This window comes from Paenibacillus sp. Soil787 (assembly GCF_001429545.1).
GTDB lineage: Bacteria > Bacillota > Bacilli > Paenibacillales > NBRC-103111 > Paenibacillus_E.
The window spans coordinates 201,198-227,719 of the sequence record NZ_LMSP01000023.1; the positions used below are offsets into that span (position 1 = coordinate 201,198).

Annotated in this window: 24 protein-coding genes and 2 pseudogenes; 5 read left to right on the forward strand and 21 right to left on the reverse strand. The window is 46.2% G+C overall.

Annotated elements, in window-relative coordinates; all coding sequences use genetic code 11:
• Positions 1–26: 26 nt before the first annotated feature.
• Positions 27–461: a hypothetical protein gene (locus ASG93_RS20440; RefSeq protein WP_056834684.1), complete on the forward strand. Its 435-nt coding sequence runs from the start codon at positions 27–29 to the stop codon at positions 459–461.
• Positions 461–1,534 carry a phosphodiester glycosidase family protein gene (locus tag ASG93_RS20445; protein WP_056834686.1) on the forward strand — a complete coding sequence of 358 codons (1,074 nt, stop codon included), beginning with the start codon at positions 461–463 and terminating at the stop codon, positions 1,532–1,534. The genes ASG93_RS20440 and ASG93_RS20445 overlap by 1 nt, the downstream gene beginning before the upstream one ends.
• Positions 1,535–1,813: 279 nt before the next feature.
• Here the strand turns inward: ASG93_RS20445 and ASG93_RS20450 are convergent, their stop codons facing one another.
• Both ASG93_RS20450 and trmL read right to left on the reverse strand, forming a co-directional pair.
• Entirely contained in the window at positions 1,814–2,068 is a 255-nt protein-coding gene (locus ASG93_RS20450) for an AbrB/MazE/SpoVT family DNA-binding domain-containing protein (RefSeq protein WP_047677456.1), read from the reverse strand.
• Between the two features lie 182 nt (positions 2,069–2,250).
• On the reverse strand, positions 2,251–2,715 hold the full coding sequence (trmL, locus tag ASG93_RS20455; protein WP_029196821.1) for a tRNA (uridine(34)/cytosine(34)/5-carboxymethylaminomethyluridine(34)-2'-O)-methyltransferase TrmL: 465 nt from the start codon (positions 2,713–2,715) through the stop codon (positions 2,251–2,253).
• A 143-nt stretch (positions 2,716–2,858) separates the two neighbouring features.
• On the opposite strand from trmL, the gene ASG93_RS20460 reads away from it, so the two are divergent.
• Positions 2,859–3,572: a response regulator transcription factor gene (locus ASG93_RS20460; RefSeq protein ID WP_047677301.1), complete on the forward strand. Its 714-nt coding sequence runs from the start codon at positions 2,859–2,861 to the stop codon at positions 3,570–3,572.
• A 392-nt stretch (positions 3,573–3,964) separates the two neighbouring features.
• Here ASG93_RS20460 and ASG93_RS20465 read toward each other — a convergent pair.
• From ASG93_RS20465 to serC, 5 genes and pseudogenes are all read right to left on the reverse strand, one after another.
• Positions 3,965–4,189 (reverse strand): annotated as a pseudogene (locus ASG93_RS20465) (GDSL family lipase); the annotation flags it as partial.
• A gap of 1,018 nt (positions 4,190–5,207) precedes the next feature.
• Complete coding sequence (gene nrdF, locus ASG93_RS20470) at positions 5,208–6,194, reverse strand: class 1b ribonucleoside-diphosphate reductase subunit beta (RefSeq protein WP_056834689.1); 987 nt, start codon at positions 6,192–6,194, stop codon at positions 5,208–5,210.
• A 22-nt stretch (positions 6,195–6,216) separates the two neighbouring features.
• Positions 6,217–8,301, reverse strand: coding sequence for a class 1b ribonucleoside-diphosphate reductase subunit alpha (nrdE, locus tag ASG93_RS20475; protein ID WP_056834692.1), 2,085 nt, complete (start codon positions 8,299–8,301; stop codon positions 6,217–6,219).
• Positions 8,288–8,647 (reverse strand): class Ib ribonucleoside-diphosphate reductase assembly flavoprotein NrdI, encoded by a 360-nt coding sequence (nrdI, locus tag ASG93_RS20480; RefSeq protein ID WP_056834694.1) that lies wholly within the window; start codon positions 8,645–8,647, stop codon positions 8,288–8,290. Before nrdI ends, nrdE begins: the two co-directional genes overlap by 14 nt.
• Before the next feature lie 590 nt (positions 8,648–9,237).
• The gene (gene serC, locus ASG93_RS20485) at positions 9,238–10,326 is read right to left on the reverse strand and encodes a 3-phosphoserine/phosphohydroxythreonine transaminase (protein WP_056834695.1); all 1,089 of its coding nucleotides are present in this window, start codon (positions 10,324–10,326) and stop codon (positions 9,238–9,240) included.
• A 142-nt stretch (positions 10,327–10,468) separates the two neighbouring features.
• On the opposite strand from serC, the gene thpR reads away from it, so the two are divergent.
• Positions 10,469–11,251, forward strand: coding sequence for an RNA 2',3'-cyclic phosphodiesterase (gene thpR, locus ASG93_RS20490; RefSeq protein ID WP_056834697.1), 783 nt, complete (start codon positions 10,469–10,471; stop codon positions 11,249–11,251).
• 96 nt (positions 11,252–11,347) lie between these two features.
• A pseudogene (locus ASG93_RS20495) lies at positions 11,348–12,202 on the forward strand (DUF421 domain-containing protein).
• Between the two features lie 16 nt (positions 12,203–12,218).
• On the opposite strand, the gene ASG93_RS20500 reads toward ASG93_RS20495, so the two are convergent.
• The 14 genes from ASG93_RS20500 to aroF all read right to left on the reverse strand — a co-directional run bounded on the left by ASG93_RS20500 (position 12,219) and on the right by aroF (position 26,394).
• Positions 12,219–12,839, reverse strand: a complete 621-nt coding sequence (locus ASG93_RS20500; RefSeq protein ID WP_056834699.1) for an NUDIX hydrolase — start codon at positions 12,837–12,839, stop codon at positions 12,219–12,221.
• Positions 12,836–13,357, reverse strand: coding sequence for a mismatch-specific DNA-glycosylase (locus tag ASG93_RS20505; protein WP_056835140.1), 522 nt, complete (start codon positions 13,355–13,357; stop codon positions 12,836–12,838). Before ASG93_RS20505 ends, ASG93_RS20500 begins: the two co-directional genes overlap by 4 nt.
• A gap of 106 nt (positions 13,358–13,463) precedes the next feature.
• The gene (locus ASG93_RS20510; protein ID WP_056834701.1) at positions 13,464–14,693 is read right to left on the reverse strand and encodes a DUF1501 domain-containing protein; all 1,230 of its coding nucleotides are present in this window, start codon (positions 14,691–14,693) and stop codon (positions 13,464–13,466) included.
• 15 nt (positions 14,694–14,708) lie between these two features.
• On the reverse strand, positions 14,709–16,028 hold the full coding sequence (locus tag ASG93_RS20515; RefSeq protein ID WP_056834703.1) for a DUF1800 domain-containing protein: 1,320 nt from the start codon (positions 16,026–16,028) through the stop codon (positions 14,709–14,711).
• 112 nt (positions 16,029–16,140) lie between these two features.
• On the reverse strand, positions 16,141–16,374 hold the full coding sequence (locus ASG93_RS20520; protein ID WP_056834706.1) for a hypothetical protein: 234 nt from the start codon (positions 16,372–16,374) through the stop codon (positions 16,141–16,143).
• Between the two features lie 8 nt (positions 16,375–16,382).
• On the reverse strand, positions 16,383–17,246 hold the full coding sequence (bioC, locus tag ASG93_RS20525) for a malonyl-ACP O-methyltransferase BioC (protein ID WP_056834708.1): 864 nt from the start codon (positions 17,244–17,246) through the stop codon (positions 16,383–16,385).
• Complete coding sequence (locus tag ASG93_RS20530) at positions 17,221–17,994, reverse strand: alpha/beta hydrolase (RefSeq protein ID WP_056834710.1); 774 nt, start codon at positions 17,992–17,994, stop codon at positions 17,221–17,223. The genes bioC and ASG93_RS20530 overlap by 26 nt, the downstream gene beginning before the upstream one ends.
• Positions 17,991–19,169, reverse strand: a complete 1,179-nt coding sequence (gene bioF / locus ASG93_RS20535) for an 8-amino-7-oxononanoate synthase (protein WP_200984504.1) — start codon at positions 19,167–19,169, stop codon at positions 17,991–17,993. Before bioF ends, ASG93_RS20530 begins: the two co-directional genes overlap by 4 nt.
• Positions 19,170–19,183: 14 nt before the next feature.
• On the reverse strand, positions 19,184–20,182 hold the full coding sequence (gene bioB, locus ASG93_RS20540) for a biotin synthase BioB (RefSeq protein WP_200984511.1): 999 nt from the start codon (positions 20,180–20,182) through the stop codon (positions 19,184–19,186).
• A 53-nt stretch (positions 20,183–20,235) separates the two neighbouring features.
• Positions 20,236–20,973: a dethiobiotin synthase gene (bioD, locus tag ASG93_RS20545; RefSeq protein ID WP_056834714.1), complete on the reverse strand. Its 738-nt coding sequence runs from the start codon at positions 20,971–20,973 to the stop codon at positions 20,236–20,238.
• Positions 20,970–22,301, reverse strand: a complete 1,332-nt coding sequence (gene bioA, locus ASG93_RS20550) for an adenosylmethionine--8-amino-7-oxononanoate transaminase (RefSeq protein WP_235550933.1) — start codon at positions 22,299–22,301, stop codon at positions 20,970–20,972. The genes bioD and bioA overlap by 4 nt, the downstream gene beginning before the upstream one ends.
• 686 nt (positions 22,302–22,987) lie before the next feature.
• Positions 22,988–23,542 carry an NADPH-dependent FMN reductase gene (locus ASG93_RS20555; RefSeq protein ID WP_056834718.1) on the reverse strand — a complete coding sequence of 185 codons (555 nt, stop codon included), beginning with the start codon at positions 23,540–23,542 and terminating at the stop codon, positions 22,988–22,990.
• Between the two features lie 140 nt (positions 23,543–23,682).
• On the reverse strand, positions 23,683–25,107 hold the full coding sequence (glnA, locus tag ASG93_RS20560) for a type I glutamate--ammonia ligase (protein ID WP_056834720.1): 1,425 nt from the start codon (positions 25,105–25,107) through the stop codon (positions 23,683–23,685).
• Between the two features lie 243 nt (positions 25,108–25,350).
• Complete coding sequence (aroF, locus tag ASG93_RS20565) at positions 25,351–26,394, reverse strand: 3-deoxy-7-phosphoheptulonate synthase (protein WP_047677334.1); 1,044 nt, start codon at positions 26,392–26,394, stop codon at positions 25,351–25,353.
• Positions 26,395–26,522 lie beyond the last annotated feature (128 nt).

A 26,522-nucleotide genomic window follows, 5' to 3' on the forward strand; every position in this document is an offset into this window, starting at 1 on the left:
TATACTAGTAAACAGAGGTGATTTTCATGAACATGCCCATCGAGACTACGACTGCGAATTCTTTCCCTCGCGCTGCTTCGAAGGCTACGAAGGTAAGAAAGAAAACGTACGTATACTTGTTTGTGGGTTGGGTCATGCTGATCGCAATCGGAGTGGCCGCAGCTATGATGTACGCAGAGCATTTGAGGCAAAAAATTGCAACCGATATCGCACAGCAAACCCAGCAACAACTGCAAGTGGTTCAACAAGACTATCAGAAGCAAGTTACCCAATTGAAAGATAGCGTTACGACAGATATGAAAGCTTTACAGACAAAGGTAGACTCACTGAATGAATTACTGGCTTTCACAAAGGACAGCGCTAACAGCAAAACCGATAACAGCAACCAACTTTATACGCAGCTTGCTGACGTTAAGAAGAAGCTGGAAGAACTGCAAAAAAATCTGGATGTGTTAAAGTAATGAACGTAATTAGCATTCAACAAATCAACCGCGTGCTTCTACTTGCTAGCGCCCCGTTCCTAGGGATGCTGATTTGGCTGCTATTCGTTACGGCGAACGTCCCTATCAACCCATTGGTACATAAGGCATCTACGCCGATTTCTTTTCAACAAGAAACTTTGACGCTTGATAACTTGCTGGCCAAAGCCAATACTGACGCGGTGCAAACCAAATCCATCATTCAGCAATATTTCCAACTTTATGAGAAAAGCTCCGCAGAAGTAGCAGCCATGCTCCAGAATGCTGCAGATCAAGCTGCCAGACCCGGCATAATCTATGATACTCGAATAACCGCCAAGCTCGGCAGCCCAATTAGACAAGCTTCTTCCGGGAATATCGACTTGAAATTTTTCGCTTTGAATGAAAGCAACTATACAGGTTATGCTCTTAAGGTTAACCTTAAGAGCGATAAGGCCATTAAACTTGTGCTTGGCAAGGATAAAATTGGCTCCAGTGAAACAACGTTAGATGCAGTTACACGTTATGGGGCTATCGCCGGTGTGAATGCAGGCGGCTTCGCTGATGACAATAAAGGCAAACGCTATCCGCTGGACACAACTATGATGAATGGGAAGTATGTGAATGGCTTCTTTCCTACCAACAACGATACGACCTTCATTGGCCTGAATAAAGACCGCAAGCTCATTGGCGGTAAGTTCAGTTCTCAGTCTGAGCTCGACAAGTTGAACCCACTTATGGGATCTACCTTCGTTCCTGTTCTCTTGAAGAATGGCAGCAAGATGCCGATTCCCTATCAATGGCAAAGTTCACCGGCAAGAGCAGCGCGGACCATCATGGCCAATTACAAGCACGACCAGCTGTTGTTTATTGTAACCGACGGCTATGACGAGAGTGGTAATTCTGGAGCAACACTTGCTGAGCTGCAGGACAAAATGCAGCAATTAGGCATAGTGGATGCGTATAACTTGGATGGAGGCGGCTCTACCACTTTGGTATGGGGGGGCAGCGTCCTCAATCGCCCGTCCGATGGGAAGCTTAGACCGCTAGCCACCAACTTTCTATTTTTTAAATAACCGAAATTATTCACACTTTATTCGTTTCTTTTTTTAGAATGGTTGGGTATAATAAGCCTTAACTATATGATTTTACGGCCTATATTAGGAGGTGCAGCAATGTTTGGTTTATCAACAACATTTTGGCTCGTTAACACCGTTTTTGTATTATTCATCGTCGCTATGATGACGGCTTCCTATAACGAGGACAAAACAAAAGGTCTATAAACAATTGAAATGCAAGAAAAAAGCATCTGCTTTCTCTGTTAAGAGAAACGATGCTTTTTCTTTTATTTGCTCCTATGCCCGAACCTTTAGCAAGTTCATTTCAGTTACACATACGCCGCAAATATAGCGCTCTTTGAATTCACTGACACTTTCCATACTTCCGCAGAACACACATTTTGGACGATATCTCTCGAGAATGATATGGTCACCCTGCACCAAAATTTCGACAGGATCCCCTTCATTCATTTGATATCGTTTTCTTAACGATTTAGGCAGTACAATACGTCCCAATTGATCGACTTTACGAACGACTCCGGCTGGTTTCATCATAGGACTTCACCTCTCTTCCGCTCACGTTTTCCATGCTCTCTACTTTATCTAGCATATCTATACGGACTGATACCGATACTATTCGCCGTTATTTAAGAAACTCCTGCTAATAACATGCTGAAACTTTCTATTCCTGTCAAATATGTCGGCTCAGCCCTAATAATGATAGATCTTAAGCACTAATCAAGACCAACGAAACCCGTCTGCCGCAAGCCCTCATACAGCATAATCGCTGCTGAATTCGATAAATTGAGCGATCTGACCGCATCTGACATCGGCAATCGGAGCAAGGTTTCGGGATGCTGAGCTAAAAGTTCCTCAGGGAGTCCTTTCGTTTCTTTGCCAAAAACAAAAAAGTCCCCATCCTGAAATGTAAATTCTGTGTAACGTTTGGTTGCCTTCGTTGTTGCAAAGAAAAAACGATGCTCTTTGTAAGCCTCTAGCACCTCATCGAATGAGTCATGATACTCGAGCTTAACCGAGTGCCAATAGTCTAATCCAGCTCGCTTTAACGTCTTGTCATCCGTCTGAAAGCCTAGCGGTCTAACCAAGTGGAGATACGTGCCTGTCGCTGCGCAGGTCCTGGAAATGTTCCCTGTGTTTGCAGGAATCTCAGGTTCAACTAATACAATATGAAAAGCCATCTCTGTCAAATTCACCTCATTCTCTATCCTATTATAAGCGAATGCGGAATGCAATTTTACACAGGGTTAACTTTATCTTAATATCTCGATGATAGAGCGCTGTCATAATAGAGTTATCCTCGATAAAAGGAGTCCACCCATCGATGAAAAAGAAAATCCTAGTTGTTGACGACGAACCTTCCATTTCCATGCTTATAGAATTCAACTTGAAGCTTGTAGGCTTTGAAGTCCATTGCGTTTTCGATGGCGAAGCTGTCTTCGATGCGATCCAAACGTTTCGCCCCGATCTCATCGTTCTCGATTTAATGCTGCCGAAGATGGACGGGTTCCAAGTGTGCCGCAAGCTTAGAAACCAGAATAACCTCGTTCCCATTATTATGCTTACAGCTATGCAGGATCTCACGGATAAAATTGCCGGCTTGGATAACGGTGCTGACGACTATATGACCAAACCCTTCTCACCGCAGGAGCTCATTTCTCGTATTCAGGCCATTCACCGTAGAATCCAAACCTTACCCTCCTCGACAGAAAATGCGCCTATCACAATTGGCCAAATCGCCATTAAAGCCGATCAACGCGAAGTCATGGTGAATGGCTCCCCGATTGAACTTACACCTAAGGAATTCGAGCTGCTGCTCTTCCTGTGTAAGCATCGCGGCAAAGTTCTTAGCAGACAGCAGCTTCTCCATGGGGTGTGGGATTATCACTTCCTCGGAGATACCCGCATCGTTGATGTGCATATCTCACATTTGAGAGATAAAATTGAGAACAATGCACGCAATCCGGAATATATTATGACCATCAGGAACGTTGGCTACAAGCTGACTGAACCTGTTGTGAAGGAATCGCTGGCTTAATAGCCAATTCGCCATTCCCCTTCCGCATTCGGCGGAGCACCAATACGAACGGGCTGTCCCTCAAGTAGATAAGTCTACTTGAGGGACAGCCTTCTTTTTATTAAAATTTTGATTATTTCCGCTTATTTAGCCTATTATAGGAAAATTTACGCCACCTGACTTACAGTCAGCGGAACGTAGATTCGTTATATTAGGAAATCTGCACTATAAATCGAATAAAGGGAACGTGAGTGCGCTATTTGATCAAATGAATGATCCAGAGGTAAAAAATCGCGAAATAACGCATCGTCGTTCCTCTTCCCCAAGATTTCGGTTTTTTTCGTCCAATTAGCGCATCGACGTTCCCTCGGCAAATTTTCTCCATTAGACAGCGCTTTTTCTTTGTCTATCCCTTATTCCGCTACTCCGACCGCCTTAAGCCAAGCTTTGGCTATTAGCGCATGCCCAGAGGGTGACGGGTGTACGCCGTCTGGCGCCCAGTAGCTGGAAGGTGCGAGCATCGAAGCTTGTGCGAATATGCCGTCAAGCGGAACCAAAAGGGCACCAAATTCCCGCGCCAACTCCCGGACGACATTGATTTTTGGATCGAGATCCTCACGCCACAGCTTACGGTCTTCCAGGGTCAGGCAGCCCCAGCGCAGCAAGGCTAGGTCGTAATGACAATCGCGCACCTTTGTTTTCATAAAGGAGCCGTATTCAGGGGTGAAATAGTAGGCGGAAGATGCAGGCAGCCGTCATCGCCTTCTTCAAGAATGTGAAGATAATAATTCACACTTTTGCGCAAAAGAGGAAATAAGATGGTTTTGAGCATAGAACATATAACTCAAAGACATAACTCAAAAGTTCGATTTTGTAGCCGTTCAGCAGCTTCGTGAAGGTAGATAGGTTAATGTGGTTACCAATGTTTTAATTTATGCAACAATTCGTACACTTAAAGGCTATTTTTCCAGTTGAAGTTGCATTTTGGAGTCAAATTCATAATAATAGCCCGATTTTTCCAAGTATGGATCCGAGAGAATGCAGTTGGATAAGAGCCTTTAGAGACTGCTATTTCTTCATTTCCAGCGTATTTTTGTAGAAATAAGAGTCCCTAGAGACTCTTAATGTTCAAGTAAAGTGTGAATTCGGGGGAGAAGCAATCGGATAAGAGCCTTTATAGACTGCTATCTCTTCATTTTCACCGTATTTTGTAAAAATAGGAGTCCCTAGAGACTCTTAACGTTCAAGTGAAGTGTGGATTCGGGAGAAATATCGTCGGATAAGACCTTAAGGAGCTAATCTCACTATAAAAGAAAATGTGGTTTCATTCATCCGGCTACCTCACTTGAGGCATATGAGACGCTGGATTCCGTTTTAAGACACCTCAATTTAGAACTAAATTGGGTGAATCGACGGTGGGGTCAGCCTTGCTTCCCCCTAAATCTCAATACACCCCTCTCAAGGATAAACGACTCTTTCGTCCTTCAGGGACGAGCGCGTTTGTCAAGGTAGATGCGAAGCAAAAGTATAAAACTTATACTTTCTACCCTGAAAATTAAAAATTTTCATTCATCAGTAGTGCCGCAACGCGGCATGGAAGTCTTATCTACGGACAAACAAAGGACCTGACGATAACCGTCAGGTCCTTCTTTATGTTCAATCCCCAAAAAGAAAATCATCATCCGTCAACGCTTCAACGTGAATCGTGCGGACATAGCCATTCCCCTTTTTCGAGAAAAAGTCATGCTGCTTCGTCTTTGTGCTTAGACCATTAAGAACAATCGGATTAATATCCTCTTCTTCGAAAATGGGGTCTACGCCCAGGTTCATGAATGCTTTATTGGCGTTGTAGCGTAAGAAAGCTTTCACTTCTTCAGCCAAGCCCAAAGTTCCATAGAGACTCTCTGTATAGCTTTCCTCATTGGCATGAAGCTCCTTCAGCAGGGCGCACAATGTCTCATACGCCTCATCCTGCTCAGCAGGGCTTAACTCTGCATAAACCTCTTGAGCCAGCACACCTATGTACAGACCGTGAATACTCTCATCGCGTAAAATCAAATCGATGATTTCGCCACTGCTTGTCATTTTACCTTGTCCAGCCAAGTAAAGCGGATAATAGAAGCCGCTATAGAACAAGTAGCTCTCCAGCAAGACAGATGCAGCCATAGCTAGATACAGCTCTTTAGTCGTTCCAATGTTCTCATAGAAGTGAGAAATCTTGTTCGCTTTGAACTGTAGATAAGGATTGCGCTCCACCCAGAGGAAAAGTTCATTGATTTCCTCCGTTGTCGACAGCGTGGTGAAAATACTGCTGTAAGACTTCGCATGTATTTGTTCCATCATACCCATGAAGCTTAGCACCGCTTTGCGCTGGAGCCCATCGACATGTTCAAGAATCTTCGGCATGCCAACGCCGCCTTGCATGGTATCGAGCAGCGTAAGGCCACCGAGTACTTTCATATAAAGTTCACGCTCTGCACCGCTTAGCGTGATCCATGACATTTTATCATCAGATAATGGGATTTCCTCATCTGTCCAGAACTGCATAATATTTTGATTCCAGAAAGTGATCGTAAAATCATCATCGGGACGATTCCAGTTCACAGCTTTCTTGGCATTATTTAGGGTAGTGGCCGTACTCATTTATATTCAATCCCCTTCCAAATTACACCGAGCAGCTGACGCATTCCTCAACGGATAGCTGATTTGTTCGCGTGTAGTAGAGCGATTTAAGTCCTTTATGTGCCGCATAGAGGTATAGTTTAGCAAGTTGTCTCGTTGAAACATCACTATTTACGTGTAAAATGGTCGAAATCCCTTGATCCACATGCGTTTGAATTTCAGCAATAAGATCAAGAATTTTAAACTGATCCATTTGATAAGCAGATTTATAGTAAAAGAAATTATCGCGTGCCATGAAAGGCATCGGATAGTACGTTGTTGAGTTCGCGTAAGTTCGGGTCTCGATAGGTTCTACAATCGGCATGACACTCGAAGTTGCATTTTGAATATAAGAAATACTTTGCGTTGGAGCAACGGCTAATCGGTAAGCATGATAAAGACCATTCGTTATTACATCTTCTTTTAACTTGGCCCAGTCGCTTGGTGATGGAATCGGCATTCCCTCAAACAAGGACTTCACTTTATCCGTAAGCGGACGGTAATCCGTCTCCGTGTACCGGTTGAAATAGGCGCCATTCGCATATTCGGATTGCTCAAAGCCTTCAAAAGTTTGCCCCGACGATTTGGCAATTTCCATACTTTTCTCAATTGAATAATAGTTCATTGCCATGAAGAACGTGCGGACGAAATCTTTGGCTTCATCACTCTCATAGCTAATTTTGTTCTTAGACAAGTAGCCATGAAGATTCATAACGCCGAGACCAACGGAGTGCAGCTCACGGTTCGCCTTGGCAACCCCCGGCGCATTGTTGATCGTCGTCATATCACTAACAGAAGTCAATGCAATCATACCCTCGTGAACGGTTTCGCGCAGCTTCTTACGATCCATTACGTTGGCTATGTTCATGGAAGCGAGGTTACAACTGATATCTCTAAGAATAAGGTCATCTTGGCCGTAATCGTTGATTTCCGAAGTTTCTTGCAATTGAAAAATCTCTGTACAGAGGTTGGACATTTTAATCGTACCGATACCTTTCAGGGCATGATCCTTGTTGGCATTCGTACGGTTCATCATATAGGGATAACCGGATTCCAGTTGGGTAGTCGCAATTTTAACTAGCATGTCACGCGCACTCATGACGACCTTTTTCTTCACTTTCGGATTGGCCAAAAGCTCATCGTACATTTCATCGAGATCGATATCGTCCAAATGCTTACCATAAGCTTGCAGTACCGTGTAAGGAGCAAATACGTGAAGAGGTTTGTTCTCTTCTGCCAGCTTGTAGAATTTGTTCGGAACAATAAGACCGATGGAAAGTGTCTTTAGACGAGACTTCTCATCCGCATTGATTTTCTTACTATCTAGGAACTCCATAACGTCCCAGCCGAAAATGTTGTAGTAAGCAGCTCCTGAACCCTTCCGCTGACCCATTTGATCTGCGTAGGAGAAAGCATCCTCCATGAGCTTAAGAACCGGCATAATTCCTTTTGCTGCGTTTTCCACACCTTTTATCGTTTCACCGCGTCCACGAAGCTTGGACAAGTTAACGGCTACGCCACCGCCAATTTTGGAAAGCTGCATACAGGTAGCTAGCACGTAGTTAATAGAATTAAGAGAGTCGTCCATCTCCAGCAGGAAGCAGGATACCATTTCGCCTCTGCGGCTCTTACCTGCATTAAGGAACGTCGGTGTCGCTGGCTGCAAGCGTTGTTCCATCATCGATACAGCAAGAACACGTGCCGTTTCTACATTTCCACGTCCCAAGTACAAAGCAACAATAGCAACGCGATCCGCGAAATGTTCCAGGTATAAGGACTTATCGTCACTGCGTAAAGCGTAATCTGTATAGAATTTCGATGCTGCCATGTAGGAGGCGAACTCGAATTGATTATCGTGAGCCACTTGATAAACATCATTAACTTCATCTTGCGTATATTTTTCATATACATTCTCGTAATAGTTATGATCAATCATATAACGAACTTTAGAAGAAGTATCGGGGAAAGTTAGGCTTTTACTGTGGACTTCCTTCATAAAAACTTCAACAGCTTCTTTGTCCTTCTCTAGTTGGAAAAAGCCATCCGCTCCGCGTTGCATCAATAAATTATTCAGCTCAATGTGCCGCAATTGCATGTACCCCCTGAACAAATCGTTCTACGTCATTTTTGGTGCCCGATAACTCAAACTTCGTTAACACAGGCACATCGTACAGCTGTGAGATCGTATCTGCGCTTTTGGCAAATCCGTCTCCCCAGTTGCGGTTACCACTTGCTGCTACTCCGAGAAGACGAGAGGCATTGCTTTCTAGGAAAGAAGCTACCTTCGGAGGAACTTGACCAAAACCGGTTGTATAGGTAACGAGCACGAAAGGCTCGTCCATCTTCATCGCTTCCTCAATTTGAATCGCTGGCATTTTGAGCTTAGCAATAAACCGGCGAACATTTCCCGTCTTCGAATCGTAAGCAATCAGCATGGGCTTCTGTCTCCTAACACTCTCTTATTCTCTATCTAATACCGCTTATGTAAGTAACCCTATATGTAGTAAACAAATGAATCATTCCGTGCAATTTAAGATGGAATACGCCATTGTCTTTCGACAAAAAATGCGAATTTCAGAGTTACGTGACATAGGAAAAAGGCGGTAATCACGCGGTTTATCAGGGAATTTGATTCTATTTATTCGCAAATTCTAGCAGTTGTATGTATCGCTTTTTTTACGATATCTAGTTGATAGATTCAAATTTATATCAATATATTGTGTTTGTCAACGAGTAAAATGGCTCATTTTGACTATCAAAATACGTAAACCTAGACAGGACGTGGCTCGGAAGGCTTTGAAAATATTTTTTCAATTTCGACTTGAAATTTTCGAATTTGTCGAAACTAAGAGTAGGGCTTTGAGCTCACTAGATATAGATCCATCTCATCCCAAATATAGGCTCATTAAGCCGTCCCAGAGTCCGTCTAAGGTCGTTAATAGCGAAGATGCCACATTCCTATCCAGAAACAAAAAAAGCTATTCACACGCACACGAGGGTGCCGTGAATAGCTTGATCTTATTTTTTAACCGTTGCGTTTTTGGAAATCCGTCATAAACTCAGCGAGCGCTTTGCAGGAAGCATAAGGAACAGCATTATACGTAGATGCTCTCAAACCGCCTACACTGCGATGACCCTTCAACCCAACAAATCCGTTCTGCTCGGTTTCCTTGATGAACTTCTTCTCCAACTCTTCATCCTGCAATCGGAACGTGATGTTCATCGCGGAACGACTGCCCGCTTCAACAGGTCCACGGTAGAAACCACCGCTTTGGTCGATTGCGCTATAAATTAAGCCCGATTTCTCAAGGTTATTTTTCTCGATGACAGCTAGTCCACCTTGTTCCTGAATCCATTTCAATACTAGGTTCATCATGTAGATGGAATAAACGGGTGGTGTATTATACAGGGAATTGTTTTTGCTATGGATTTCGTAGCGAAGCATAGTTGGAATCGTTTTAGGCAGATCTTGTAATAAATCTTCCTTAACAATAACCACCGTTACACCAGAAGGACCTAGATTCTTTTGCGCTCCTGCATAGATCATGCCGAATTTCGAAACATCAACAGGACGGCTCAAGATATCGCTGGACATGTCCCCGATTAAAGGCACATTCCCTGTATCCGGAAAGCTCTGGAACTGAGCGCCTTCTATCGTTTCGTTCGAAGTCAGATGCAGATAAGCGGAATCCGGATGAATGTTGATTTCACTCAAGTCCGGAATTTTCATAAATTTCTGTTCTTTCGAGCTTGCTGCGATAGCAACTTCTCCGAACAAGCCTGCTTCTTGTACAGCTTTCTCTGCCCATGCACCAGTAAGTACATAGCTGCCTACTTTACCTGGCTTTAGAAAATTAAGCGGAATCATGGCGAATTGTGTACTCGCACCACCTTGCAGAAACTGCACTTGGTACCCGTCAGGAATGCTAAAAATTTGTTTCAACAATTGCTGTGTTTCATTATGTACCTGCTCAAACTCCGCGCTGCGGTGAGAGATTTCCATAATGGACATGCCGATGCCTTTAAATTCGACAAGCTCCTCTTGTGCTTTCTGCAGTACTTCGAGCGGTAATGCCGCAGGCCCTGCGTTAAAATTATAGGCCCTATTTCCCATGAATGACCACACCTTTGCTTTTTTGTATTATCGCTATGATAGCAATATTCTCTTCATGCATCAAGTAAAACCTCAGTTGGCAATGCTATGAGAAGTACGAATATGTGAACAGATTTAGATACAAAAGGAGCTTAATTTACTTATGACATTGCTTGATACAACAGGAGAAAGTTCTACAGACGCTGTAAATTCTGAAAACTTCAACACTTCAAAATCCACGAAAGCATCAATCTTTACAAACTCTGACACCTCAARWTCCACGAATGCCTCAACTCTTACAAACTCCAACACCTCAAGTTCCACGAATGCCTCAACTCTTACAAACTCCAACACCTCAAGTTCCACGAATGCCTACGAAATGTATCGCCTGTTCGTAGGCATTCGGCTCCCGCAAGACGTCCAGCGGGTGCTCGACATATGGAAAGACAGCATCCAGAAGGTGCTGCCTTTCCAAAAGTGGACACATCCGCAGGATGTCCACGTCACGTTAAGCTTCCTCGGCGACGCATCCGCCGAGACGGCCGAAGCGCTGGCGGCCGACCTCCGCCAGCTCGCAGCAGCTGCGCTGCCGCTGACCCTGCACGCCGAGGGCCTCGGCGTGTTCGGACCTCCGGCGGCGCCGTCGATCCTCTGGGCGGGCCTCGCCGGCGACCTCGACGCGCTGGCTGCGCTGCAGCGCGAGGTCGCGGGCGTCTGCGCCCGCCACGGCTTCCCGGCCGAGGCTCGCGCCTATCGGCCGCATCTCACACTAGCCCGCCGCTACCGCGCAGCGGCGGGGCCTTTCAAGCGCTCCGCCCTAGCGGCGGCTGGGGCGCCTGCCAGCGGCTGGCCCGTGTGGCAGGTAGCGGACATCGTCCTCTACCGCAGCCACTTGGGCCGCCAGCCATCGTACGAGCCGCTAGGCGTGTTCCCGTTCGAGGCATGAATCTCACACTGGAATTAATATCTTGTTTTTGTATAACTTTCAAGAATTCTACAAACAATTGAACCGATTGGATTTAATTAAAGAGGAGGAACCGATGTGCCCGAATGGATTGAAATTTTTTTAAAGACAATATTTGCGGTTGTTGTGCTATTCTTTATGACAAAGCTGCTGGGAAAAAGACAAGTTTCTCAACTTTCCTTGTTCGAATACATAACTGGTATTACAATTGGTAATCTCGCGGCTTACATCTCATTGGAGGATGATTGGTATTTAGGATTGGTATCCTTAGCCGCTTGGGTCGCGTGCTCGTTAGGAATTGAATTTATGCAGCTAAAAAGCAAAAAAATGCGGGATTTTATTGATGGTAAAGGAACCGTGCTTATTAGAGACGGAAAAGTTTTGGAAGATAATTTAAAGAAAGAACGTCTGACCACCGATGAACTTATGGAGCAATTAAGAAAGAGATCGGTGTTTAAAGTGGCTGATGTTGAATTTGCGATCATGGAACCAGACGGGGATATTAATGTCCTATTGGCTCGAAAAAACCAACCGTTGACTGCCAAACATTTGGGCATCAAAGTTGCACCTGAGCAGGAGCCCCAAGCGGTTATCATGGACGGTGAAATCATGGATGAAGCATTGGCCACCATCGGTTTAAACAGAGGATGGCTTAAAACAGAACTAGATAAATTAGGTGTGACGGTTGAAAATGTATTTCTAGGTCAAGTCGATACATACAGCCAATTGTATGTGGATTTATTTGACGACAAGATCATGGTACCTGTGCCGCAGGAAAAAGCAAACCTATTTGCTACATTAAAATAGTGCGAAGCCGATCTGATGTTGTTTGGGCTTACTACGAATACTAAAGCTGCAAAAGAGATGTACGAACAATGCTCGAAGCAAATGGAGGAACTTATCGAACAGCTGGAACCTGTACTTAAGCGGTAGGTCGTTACGCGCTTGGTTAATCGAGCAGCGTCTGCGCTGTGTGGTCACGAGCAAGCTCAAACATCCGCTGCAGCTGCTCAGCGGTGTTTCGCTCTACCGAGAGCGGCGGCAGCTCACTCTCGCCGAAGAACTGGGCGCCGGTCGTTTCCAGACCGGCTTCAAGTGCTTCCCCGCCCGCCAGCTCGCACAAGATGAACATCTTGTACACGTGGTTTGCCGAGGGTGGGTGTGCGTGGCGCTTCTTATCGAAGACCGCCAGCAATCGCACCGGCTTGACCTCATAGCCGGACTCCTCGCGGGTCTCCTTGACGGCGACCTCCGTCGGTGTGAGGCCGATGTCCGCCCAGCCTCCAGGCAAAGCCCAAGCACCGTCGGCTCTTTCCTTCACAAGCAGCAGCTTGTTCTCTCTCAATACGACAGCCCGAATATCCACTTTCGGCGTCTGATACCCCGTTTCGCTGGCGAATAAAGCTGTCACCTTATCGATCGGTGTCTCCGAGAAATAACTCATCATCTCCACGCTGATCTTGCGAAGCGCCTCGTATCGCTCCAAGTCATAACCATTTTCACCATAGGTAAGCCCGGCTTGACTAATAGCCTGAATCTCTTTGGCCCACTCCAACCATGGGATATTCATCCATTCCCCAACTCCGTTTCCATATATTTCTTGATGCCGCTATAAATAGCTACCATCTCCTCAAGCTTCATCCGAACAAGCCCACTAGAAGAGGGACATACATAGTCGATCACACCTTCAACCATCGGATCTAGTTGACTCCCCCAACTCATCCCCCTACGGCCGCTATACTGCTCATATACCCCTTTTCCTACAAAACAGGCAACACGCGGTCGAAAGGCCTGAATCTTTTGTTTCAAAATAAGCCGACCTTCCCGATATTCGTCAGGCGTAATTTCTGCAGCCGTCAACGAAGGGCGAGCCACGATATTCGTAAAACCATACCCTAGTTTCAGCAAGTCCCCATCCTCCTGAGGTTTATACAGCCGAGGTGTTAATCCCGCTTGGAAAAGAATCCGATAAAAGCGATTGTTCGGATTCGCATAATGATGACCCGTTTCTCCGGATCGTATACTAGGGTTATACCCCACGAAAAGTATCCTTAAATTCTCCTGCAGATGATCCGAAATTGGCTCTATGCTCAACGTTATTGTACCTCCACCAGCACGACAATTTTTTCCTTTTTCAATAGGTTACCACGAACGACTAAAAACCAAAAGCCGAGGCACAGGGCCCCGGCTTTCCTTATATAAACTTTAAAGACTCATAGGACTTGCCTAGCACAGCGGTGGTATCGCCTTTTAACCATTTATCAATAACCGTGCTGTAAACGGAGCGGAAATCAACCTCGTACTTCAAATCCCCATTGTCCAAATTGCTCAGGCTCGGATACGCGCCATAGAACCCGCCGTTCACCTTCCCTCCAATTACGAACATCGGAGCTGCCGTTCCATGGTCTGTTCCGCCGCTTCCATTCTCCTTCACCCTGCGCCCAAACTCCGAAAACATCATCACCACGACACGGTCCTGCAGTCCTTGTGCCGCCAAGTCTTTATAGAACGCTGTCAAACCCTCGTCGACTTGAGTCAGCACTTTGGCATGCTGTACCTTCTCATCGGCATGATCATCGAAACCGCCGATCTGCACATTGAATATTCGAGTGCCCGATTTACCCGCCAACAGCTTGGATACTAATTGGAGATCCCTTGCAAAATTAGATTTCGGATACTCCACTTTATTCGCATAGGCAGCCCTTAAAGCTTGAATCGCTTCAACACTTTTGAAGGCCTCATATCCGCGCCCTGATACGACACGCAGCTGTTCCATCTGATTCTGTACACCATACATCTCCAAGAATGCTTTAGTGATCCGATTTTTGTCCATCATCGCAGTTTTCGGATCAATCAGATGATAGGATTCTAATGATTGGATAACTGGAAAGCTCATCTTCTCCGAAGCAAAAGCCTTACCACCTGCGCCAACCTGTATCGCTTTGAGAGGATTGCTGCTATCCCGCAAAGAAGACTCTGCATAGCGTGCAAGCCAACCGCTTCGACTCATCTTCGCTGGCTCGGCTGTCTGCCAAATTTCCATAGAGCGGAAATGAGAGTGATCGGGTCCTGGATATCCAACTCCCTGTATGACAGCCATTTTCCCAAGTTTATAAAGTGCAGCAAGGCCAACTAAACTCGGATGCAAGCCTACTTGATTATCTAAGGCAAGCACATCCTTCTGCTCGTAAGCCAGCGTCGGCCGCGCATCATAGTAAATCCCTTGTCCATAAGGGATTAGCGTATTGATGCCATCATTCCCGCCACTTAACTGAACAACAACTAGCACGGGTTCATCAACCTCATCGTCAAAACCGCCAGTCAAGATCGATTTTCCCGTTTGCGTAAATAAAACCCCGCCTAGGGCTATAGTCGCAAACATGGCTGTACCTTTAAGCAGAAAATCCCTTCTCGATAATTTCACTTTTCTCCCCCCTCGCTATTTCATTTGAGCTTCCGGGCTAATCAGCACTAATTGAAGCAAGCCTCTCAAACCCGCATTCTTTTGCTTAGTATGTATAATTGTGTCGTCTGCGTAAGCACTTAAACCCTGTAAAGTCTTATCCGATAAATCCGTGATTCCCATACGCTGACTCCACAATTTCACCCATTCTTCCGGACGCTCCTGTTGTTCAGGTGTATATTCTGCCGTTGAGAGCACCTTGCCGTTTAGCTGCTTGGCGATGGACTCGGCAAACTGGTACCTGGATAATAAGGTGTTTGTATTCAGCCATGAGGCGCCTCCTCTCCAACCTGCAACATCTGGTGGGGAATACAGCTCCTGCCCCATCCTCCTCATCGCTTGTGCATGCCCCTTCGAAACGGTTAGCTTACAGCACTTGAGAATACCTGCAACATAGTCTGCCGGTGTTTTGATGAGAGATAACCGCAATTTCTCATCATAGAATTCGTCGGATAGAAATAGCTCTTGCAGCACTTCCCCCACAGTAGCTTTATTTGATATATGCTCGGCAACTTTTTGGATCCAACTTTCGGAAGGGTTATCTGTTGCAAAATATTTGAGCAGCTTCGCAGCCAGAAAGATAGGCAGCGTTTTTTGATGGAAAATAATTTCAATCACATCATCCGAATTCAGCCTCCCCGTTTCTTCGAGCAGTGTTTTCGTGTCATTGTCGTGTTGTTTGGGATTATAATCTACTTTATTTTCCTTCTTATCATAAGTCCATCCCGTGAAAGCGCGCGCCGCTTCCTTCACATCAGTCTCTGTATAGTGACCGATACCTAGCGTGAATAGCTCCATGGCTTCGCGGGCATAATTCTCATTCGGTTTACCTTTTTTATTCCGGTTCACATCCAGCCAGATCATCATAGCAGGATCTTTACCAATAGCGAGTACGAGTTCTTTGAAGTTACCTAATGCCTGTTTGCGGAACAGTGTATTTTGCTGAGCCATTAACATAACATCATTAACCTTATAATTCGCCGTCGCAAAATGTCCATGCCAAAACAACGTCATCTTCTCGATGAGCGGAGCACTAGAATATACCATTCGATATAACCAATACATTTGTTGATCGGCTAATTGCAGCGGATCTAATGCTTTCTTGCCATCAGCGGTTAATTGATCAAATGGGGTTAGTGATGGTGTCTGATCGATCAACGCTTCTCCGGCAATAAGACGTCGCACCGTTTCCTCGCGGCCAAGTGCAACACAAGCAGTAACCTCTTCCCCAGTGGAACCAAATCCGGCTCGATGTAATAAATGAACGACTTCCTTGTTAGTCCATGGTACTCCCATGATCTCCCCCCTCGTCCTATTTTCCAAACTGTACTACATAAATGTGTCAAAAGTGTGTGGAAACAAAAAAGACCGCCAAGGAAGATCAATCCTCCTGACGGTCCTATTAGGTTTAACTTCCATCCGTAATTTTGTATGTATTCACGCCGAACCGACGAACCGAACCTTTCTTTATAACACTATGGATACATGACTCCACCACAACTTCATAAGCGAACTGTGGGGGGAAAAGTGACATTTCCTGAATCCATCCGATCAAATCTCCTACAATTTTAAGCAGTATCTTTTCGGTTTCCAACAAGTCAAACAAATAAACTACTGTCTGCAGACCCTGCTGATTCTCCATCCTTGAACCTATTCATAAGAGACCCTAGCTTGGATCAAAAGAAGATCATAAGTGGCTGCGATGCCTCCCTGCATGCTGAACTTTTCTTCGTATGCCTTATACATGCCTGCGAACAGCCTTCGCGAGCTGAGGCCAGGCGCAGCGGCAGCTTCCGAAGTACTAGCCCCCATTGCTTTAACCGAAAGAAGAAAATCTCTTACGGAAGCATACGTTTCTTTTTGAATCAAACGATCTTTTTGGATACTTGAAAATCCTGCTTCCATGAGCGAGTTTTTCCACTGAGCAGCAGATTGAAAGGATAGGCCGTGCCGCTGTGGTTCCATGTCTATGATTCGATACACGTCATGAAATGACTGATGCAGCTCGTAAAACGTTCTCGGTCCAAATGTTGTGAACACCAGTAAGCCTCCAGGACGAAGCATCTGCCGAAGGTGACGTAACGTTTGCTTCGGATTCTTAAGCCATTGAAAGCAAGCGCTCGAGACAATGAGGTCGAACGAGGCTTCTTGCGCATCTGCCGACCACCTTTCTACATCGGCATGAATAAAGCTTAACCGATCTGACTGACCATGGTTGATAGCCGGATGGCTTGCCGCACCTGATCGGATGCGTTGCTCCGCCACTTTGATCATGCCAGGTGCAATATCTAGTGCAGTAATAGACGCTTTGGAACATTCGTTAACTAAAATTTCTGTCAGAGTACCCGTGCCACAGCCAATCTCAAGAATGCTAGACGTCTCTTCAACCTTCCATGCGATGAGGGATTTAGCAAGCTGCTCTGCCATAATGCGCTGCACATTGGCATGAATATCATACGAACCCGCTGAACTCCGATTAAATTGACGCTCAATATCTGTTATCCTTCTGCTCATCCCACCATCGCCTCAGTTCCTTGGCTATCTCATCTTCTCTTCCCAGAAAAGGCGCATGCCCGCTGCCCGGTATGGAAAGCAACTCTGCTTGAGGCAATTGTGCTGCAAGCTCTGCCGCAGCATTGTAAGGACAAATCTGATCCTCCGTACCGTGAACAAGCAGTATCGGACATTTAATTTCCGGCAGCCCAGACAAGACTTCCTCACTTCGCAAAATCTGAAGACCAGCAATAAGTGCTGGTGTTGCCCATCTGCCAATGAGAGGAAATCTTTTGCCAAGACCGGCCTCCCATTCTGCTTCCGTAAACATAGCCTGCCGAAATTTTGTTTCAACGCCCTGCGGGTCCTTCGTAAGCCCTGTAATCATATGCCTCACATAGGCATCTGCCCAGCCGCGGTCCAGTTCTTCCTTGGGACGGGTAAAACGAGCTGTAGCCGCAAACAACACCAGGCCATCGGCAAGACCTTTAACCGCTAGCCTCAACGCCAGTAATCCGCCGAGCGACCAACCTCCGATTAACAGTGGACCGCGGAAAGCCCTTGTCTTACCCGTAGAAATATCCGAAGATCTTATGTTTTCTGCCGCCGTTTCAGTAAGCAACAGCATTTTCTCCGGAGAGTCGGCATCACTGTAATCGACGGACATATGATGAAAATCCGGCAGTAACTCGCGAAGTTGATCGAAGACCGTATCCGGCATGCTCCATCCCGTCAGCCATAAGATGGTACCTCTTGTCGATGCAATCATAGGCTTAACACTCCTTGTTGAAGGCCGACGGTACGGATTCGCTCAGCAGCATCGATCAATTCCTTATCCGAATGAACGGCTGACAATGAGAAGCGAATGCGAGCTGTACCATCAGGCACCGTAGGTGGACGGATGGCAACCGCTGCGATTCCTTCCTCTTCAAGAGCACCACTGAAACGCAGGGCCGTATCATTATCGCCGATGATGATCGGCACAATTGGAGAATCCCCGGCACCGACATCAAAGCCTGCTGTGCTAAGCGAGGACCGAAAAAGTTTAATAGCCTCGTGAAGCCGTTCACGGCGCCAGTGCTCAGTCTGTACCAAATCCAAAGATTTTGAAATGCCATCTACAAGAGCAGGGGGTAGCGCCGTTGAATAGATGAGCGGCCTTGCCTTATTTATCAGCCAACGAATGAGTGTACGGCTACCGCACACATAGGCTCCATACACACCGAAAGATTTACTGAACGTCCCCATATGGACATCCACTTCATCCTGCACCCCGAGCTCATGGCACAATCCCTCGCCGCGCCCTCCGTATATCCCTCCACTGTGTGCCTCGTCCACCATCAACATCGCCTCGTATTCGCGTTTGAGCAGCGAGAGTTCACGCAAAGGCGCCTGATCCCCATCCATCGAGAAGACGGCATCTGTAACGATCAGCTTTCGCCGTTTATCACGGTACTTATTCAATAAGAAACGCAAATGGTCCATATCGTTATGACGATAACGTGCGAGCTCCGCACGGCTCAATATCGTACCGTCCACAATGCTGGCATGGTTTAGCTGATCGCTGAAAACAACATCACCTCGGCTTACTAGCGCGCTAATCACACCAGAATTCGCCATATATCCATTTGCAAAAACAAGCGCTGCTTCGCAATTCTGCCAACCGGACAGTGCTTCTTCAAGTCGGCCATAAGGCGCCCGGTTGCCTGTCACTAGACGCGATGCACCTGAGCCTACTCCTTCGCTCAGCAGCGATTCGCGCATCACTTCCGTAATGGCGGGATGCTGGGAGAGTCCAAGATAATCATTGGAAGACAGGTTGAGCAGGATACGTTCTCCACGAACCGTATAGCCAGGGCACTCTGGAACCGGGCTGCTTGCACGCAAGGAACGCATCAACGAGGCGTCCGCCATGGCCGCAAGTTCTTTTTCCATCCAATTCATAGTCCGCACCACCCTTAAAGGGCACTTAATTCAATCTCAAACCCCAAATCTTCAATCATTTGATGATCCGTTCCAACCTCTTGGCCTGCTGTTGTTAAATAATCACCAACAAAAAGTGAGTTTGCAGCGTACAGTGATAGCGGCTGCAGCGTACGAAGGTTGACCTCACGACCACCCGCTACTCGGATTTCTTTGGAAGGACAGATGAAACGGAACAGAGCCAGTACCTTTAAAGCTTTCATCGACGGCGTGCGGCCTGCATGTTCCAAAGGGGTTCCTGGAATCGCATTAAGGAAATTAATTGGAATCGAATCCGCATCGATCTCGCGAAGTGCATAAGCCATTTCAACAATTTCCTGATTGGTCTCGCCCATGCCAATAATGACACCAGAGCAGGGAGACATGCCGTAGGTCTTTACTTTTTCCACCGTTTCAACACGTTGATCGTAGGTATGGGTCGTGGTGATCGATGAGTAATTGGCTTTGCTGGTATTTAAGTTGTGGTTATAGCGATGTACGCCCGCTTCTGCAAGACGTTCAGCTTGCTCGTCCTTCAGAATCCCCAGACATGCGCAAATTTTTAGCGGCATCGTCTCACGGATTTCTCGGACCGCATCTACCACTTGATCTAGTTCCTTATCAGTCGGACCTTTTCCGGCTGCTACGATGCAGTAGGTTCCAGCTTTGCGTGCCATTGCTTCACGTGCGCCGGCAAGAAGCGTATCTTTATCGAGCAGGGTGTATTTATTAACCGGCGCCGTCGAAACAATGGATTGCGAGCAATAGCCGCAGTCCTCAGGACAAAGGCCGCTTTTGGCGTTGATGATCATATTCAGCTTCACTTTTTTACCGTAAAAATGTTTTCTCACTGTAAACGCAGCCTGCAGCAAGGGCAGTACCTCATCATTGTCAGCTTCGAGCACAGATAGCCCTTCCTCTAACCTTAAACATTCCCCACTCAACGCTTTTTGGGCAAGCGCTTGCCATTTCATATCGACAGCAATAATTTCCATCATTATCATCCTCCTTAGAGCTTTCCGCAGGAAAGCTTTCTCGTACGCATTCACTATAGGTTGAACTGTAAAGCCTGTCTGATAGGTGCGAGTTGTATCGTTTTTCGAATGGTATGTATCAAAGTTTCTGAATTTGCATCGGTTTGCACATGGGGAAATCGTCCGAGGACCTTAAGGCCGCTGTAACGTTCAATAAGTTCTGCATTCGTATCCCTACTGGGATCATCATGCAGCCCCGTTAAATCGCCGTCGTTCAGTATGATGCCTACAATCGGAATTCTGTGATGCCTCAGTAATGACGCGGTCAAAAGCGTATGGTTAATCGTGCCGAGGCTGGAACGGGCTACAATTAGAGCGGGCACATGGAGCTCCGCGATCAAATCCGCTACAAGGGCATCATCGGTAAGAGGAACTGCGACACCGCCTGCACCTTCAATGAGCAGAGCTTCAAAACGTTTTGCGAGCGGTTCCCCAGCAGCGATAAGATCCTTCAGCGTTAAGGTCACACCAGCACGCTTTGCGGCGAGCATGGGAGTAAGCGGAGCTTCGAATGTAAATGGCGCCACCGCCTCTGGCCGCTCATGGATTCCCGTGCTTTGCAGCAGCCGTTCAGCATCGGTAACTCCGCTTCCAAGAAGAGCACCGGACTGTACCGGCTTCCATACACCTGCGTTCAATCCTTCGGCGCGAAGAGCAGCGGTGATGGCTGCCGTCACCATCGTCTTCCCTACACCGGTGTCCGTGCCTGTTACAAATAATCCGCGAATCGATCCCCAGTTGACTTTGTTCATGCAGTTGAACTGCCTTCCGTAACGTCAACAATCGATTCAGCCAAAATATCTGTCATCGATCCAAGCTCAGCTTCCGTGCTGACAAGCGGAGGGATGAAGACAATTACATTGCCGAGCGGCCTCGTCAGCATCCCGAGCTCTCTGGCCCTCATGCTCGTTCGAACGCCGATTCGTTCTACCCAGTCGTAGGGCTCACGTGATTTTTTATCGCGTACAAGCTCGATTCCGATCATCAAACCCTTTTGCCGGATGTCACCAACATGCGGTCGTTCCTTAAGTGCTGCGAGCTTATTCTCGACAAATGATGCCTTAGCTCTAACCCCTTCTATGATCTTGCGTTCTTCAAAAAGCTTCAAACTGGCCAAAGCAACGGCACAGCCAAGTGGATTTCCCGTATAGGAATGACCGTGAAAGAATGTTTTCTGCTCATGGTAATCCGCATAAAACGCGTCGTAGATCTCGTCCGTTGCAAGTGTCGCGGCCACAGGCAAATAGCCGCCAGTCAGCCCCTTCCCTACCACCATCAGATCAGGTGATACACCTTCGAGATCACAGGCGAACATAGCGCCTGTACGACCAAAGCCGGTTGCCACCTCGTCGGCGATAAGCAGTACGTCATGCTTACGGCAGAGCGCTGCCATCTCACGTAAACAGCCCGGCGGCATGATAATCATCCCGCTGGCTCCTTGCACAATCGGCTCCACAATAAGAGCCGCGATCTCATCTGCCCTCGTCTCGAGCAACTTGCGAAGTAGGGTTAGCGTAGCTTCCAATGCTTCTGCGGCACCCCCTTCATGGCGGTAAGTGTAGGGATATGGGATGACGTGCGATGGAAACAGCATGGGACGGAACACATCATGATACAGCGGAATCGCACCGACACTAACCGCGCCAATCGTATCCCCGTGGTACGCTTGATTCATTGTAATAAACTTCTTTTTCCCCCGTGCTCCTTGGTTATGCCAGTATTGAAATGCCATTTTGATCGCAATCTCGACACCGGTTGCTCCTGAATCCGAATAAAATACTTTGTTTAACCCTTTCGGAGCGATCCCTACCAGCTTCTCTGCAAGTTCGATTGCTGGTATATTGGCCATTCCTAGAAGGGTGGAATGGGCGACTCGCCCTAACTGGTCCGCAATCGCTTGATTTAACTCCGGAACGTTGTGTCCATGTACGTTAAGCCAAACTGACGAGAAACCGTCGTAATAAGCTCTTCCCTGGACGTCATAAAGCCTGATACCTTCACCGCGTTCGATAATGAGAGGATCTGCGTTGTTGTAGTCTTTCATCTGAGTAAAAGGATGCCATAAGTGCGACTTGTTCATTGCAGCAAGACGTTCGTAATCCGTTGTCACAAATGATCACCATCCATATGTTTGATTGTCAACTTTAAATAACATTTTAGGTTGACAATTGATTGTGGTTATCTTAGCAGATCGGAACGTCCCTGTAAAGAGAATTTCCAATTCAACACAGCATGTGGTTAAACAGAACAAATAAGCGCGGAAACGCGCTTAAGCGTGCTGCCTCGAACAAATAAGCACGAAAAACGCGCTTTCAGCGAGAATTCCTCGAGCCGTAGCTTGTCGACAGTGTCGGAGAGGTCGGAAATCGACTTCTCCGCTGACCGTCCGTACTGTATAAGCGCGGAAAACGCGCTTAAKCGTGCTGCCTCGAACAAATAAGCACGAAAAACGCGCTTTCAGCGAGAATTCCTCGAGCCGAAGCTCGTCCACAGTGTCTGAGAGGTCGGAAATCGACTTCTCAGCTAACCGTCCGTACTGTATAAGCGCGAAAACCGCGCTTAATCGTGCTGCCTCGAACAAATAAGCGCGAAAAACGTGCTTTCAGCGAGAATTCCTCGAGCCGAAGCTTGTCCACTAAGTCTGGGAAATCTGCTGCTCTTTATGCAACGCCATTGTAATTTCCTATACAATAAAAAAAATGAGCAACACAAAGCGTAGTTTACACTTTGCGTTACTCACATAATGCTTATTGTTTCCGGAAACTTTTATCTTCGTTTAACTCCTAACTGTTTGGTCAATTCGAGGAATGAACCAACTACACGACGAACACGTTTATCGACATCTGGATGGATGTCTTGATGTGTTACACCCGGCTGGAAGCTCTTCCGCTGGTCGCCTCCAATAGATAGCCAATCTGGGCAGTTAATGCCATGCAGATTGCGTACAATGGTTTGCAGCTGCGTCAGAGAGCTTACAGCAATTGCCCCGCCTGCTGAACTGACAGATAAGACAACCTTGTTACTGAAATGGTCTTGTCCCAAATGATCAAGCGCATTTTTCAAAACACCGGAAATTCCACTATGATATTCCGGTGTTGATAGTACGATCCCCTCTGCTTCAAGCATGGCTTCTTTTAATTTCTTTAGAGCTTCGTGCCCCGCGTTTGCGTCATCTGGGCTATAGAAAGGGAGCGGTGTTTGATACAAGTCAATCAACGTCACCTGATGGCCCTCTAGAGTCGCAAGATGCTTGATATATTCAGCAAGTCTTGTACTTGTCGCTGATCGCTGATTACTTCCTGCTATCATGGCAATTTTCATACTAATCTTCCTTCCAAATCTGATTCATGCATTCATTATACTTCAATTCGAATTATCGATAAATGAAAAGCTGCCTCCTCCATAGAAAGAAAACTATGAAAGAAGCAGCTCGTATGATATTCATGTATAAGTGCTAAGGATTAGCAATCGAAGTAAAGGTTGTACTCGTGTGGGTGAATACGGATTGCTACAGCTTTCGCTTCGCCGCGTTTCAATTCGATATAGTTATCGATGAAATCTTGTGTGAACACGCCGCCTTCAGTCAAGAAGTCGGAATCAGCTGCAAGAGCATCCAAAGCTTCATCTAATGTACCAGGAACGCTGCGGATTTCAGCTTTCTCGCTATCTGACATTTCATAGATGTTTGTATCGAAAGGACCGTATCCAAGAGCACGCGGATCGATTTTCTTTTTGATACCGTCAAGACCTGCCATCAACATTGCTGCAAAAGCAAGGTATGGGTTAGCCGTGCTATCAGGTGTACGGAATTCGATACGGCAACCTTTAGGTGTCACAGCCGCGATTGGAATACGAACTGCTGCAGAACGGTTACCTTTGGAGAATACAAGGTTAACCGGCGCTTCGTAACCAGGAACCAGACGTTTGAAGGAGTTTGTACTTGGGTTTGTCAATGCGATCAACGCTGGTGCGTGGTAAAGAATACCACCGATATAGTTGATTGCCAATTCACTCAGGTTTGCATATGCTCCTTTTTCATAGAACAAAGGCTCGCTGCCATCGAAAATGGACATGTGAACGTGCATACCGCTACCATTATCGCCAAACAGTGGTTTAGGCATGAAAGTTGCTACTTTACCATATTCTCTAGCTGTGTTAGCAACGATATATTTGTATTTGAGCAGGTTGTCTGCTGTTTTAGTTAATGTGTCAAAACGGAAGTTGATTTCAGCTTGACCAGCTGTAGCTACTTCATGGTGGTGACGTTCGATACGAAGACCTGCGTCAGCAAGCTTGTTACACATTTCGGAACGAATATCTTGTTGGGAATCGATTGGAGCTACTGGAACGTAACCGCCTTTTACTGGAACTTTGTAACCAAGGTTACCGCCTTCTTCTTTGCGTCCAGTGTTCCAACCTGCTTCTTCGGAATCAACTTCGAAGTAGGATTTGTTCATACCATTTTCGAAACGAACGTCATCAAAAATGAAGAACTCGGATTCTGGTGCGAAGAATGCTGTTGTACCTACACCTGTTGTTTGCAGATATTCTTCTGCTTTTTGAGCGATGCTGCGCGGATCGCGATCATAACGCTCGCCTTCAGGTGTGTGGATGTTGCTCATAATAATCAAAGTCGGGTGAGCTGTGAAAGGATCTACGTAAGCAGTTTCCGTATCTGGCATCATTACCATGTCAGATTGTTCAATACCACGGAATCCTGGGATGGATGAACCGTCAAAAGCTACCCCATTCACGAAAGTATCTTCGTCTACTTCAGTAGCAGGCAATGAAATATGTTGTGCTTTACCGGTAAGACCTACGAAACGAAAATCTACCCACTCAATGTTTTTTTCCTTGATAAGGTTCAACACGTTTTGAACTGACATTTAAAAAACCCTCCCATTTCCGTACATTCAACGTACTTTGCATGATTAATGTTCAACTTTTGCTTGTTATCTTGCACATATTATATAGCGATTAAGCTTACACAGTCAATACTTATGTCAGGTATTTTTTAAAGATGTGTAAGCTATGCTCACACTAATTCACATATTTGTCCGACCTATCTCCAAGAACAGGAAAACTGGCTTCCTCATTCGAGGAAACCAGTCATATTAGAACTATAACCGTTACGCCAAGATAACTTCTTTATGTGTATCAAACTTTTTACCAAGCAGCGGAGCAAGCTTCTCAAGATCAACAAGCAGATTAGCGAATTGATCCGGGAACAAGGATTGAACGCCATCACCAGTCATTGAATTGTCTGGATCTGTGTGCATTTCGATGATCAAACCATCTGCTCCTGCGGCTACGGATGCCTTTGTCATAGGAACAACAAGCTCTCTACGGCCAGTACCGTGACTCGGATCTGAGATTACCGGAAGATGGCTCAATTGCTTAAGAACCGGAATGGCTGATAAATCCAGTGTATTCCGTGTGTACGTTTCGAATGTTCGGATTCCGCGTTCACAGAGCATAACATTCGGGTTACCGCCAGCAAGAATGTATTCAGCAGCATTCAAGAATTCGTCGTAAGTGGAGCTGAAACCACGTTTAAGCAGTACTGGCGTTTGAATGGTTCCGAGCTTGCGAAGCAAATCAAAGTTTTGCATATTACGTGTACCTACTTGCAGGATATCCGCGTACTGTGCACATACATCAACATACTCAGGTGTCATAACTTCTGTAATGGTGAGAAGACCATGCTTCTTACCCGCTTCTGCCATCATGATCAAGCCTTCAACGCCAACACCTTGGAAGCTGTAAGGACCTGTTCTTGGTTTAAATGCGCCGCCGCGGAGAACTTGACCTCCCGCTGCTTTCACTAAACGTGCGATCTCATCAATTTGCTCTGGCGTTTCTACAGCACACGGGCCGCCCATGACAACTAGCTGCTCGCCACCGATTTCAACACCTTTAATTTTAATAACCGTATCAGCCGGATGAAAGTCACGGCTTGCTAATTTATATGATTTCGAAATTTTCACGACTTGCTCAACTCCTGACATTTGACGCAACTGTTCTGCTAATTTAGGATCGGCTTGCCCGATAATTCCGATTACTGTACGATCCTCACCTTTGGAGACGTGAGCTTGAACACCTTGCTTTTCTACGAATTGTACAATTTCCTGAATACGCTCATCTGACGTTTTGTTGGATGTAATGGCGATCATCTTAAACACGCTCCTTATTATATGGGTTCATTCACTTGAATACTTCAACGCTTGTTCGCTTCTACGCTTTTAATCACTAAAGTAAATATACAACGCCTGACGAGATTTCGTCAAGCGCTAATTTATTT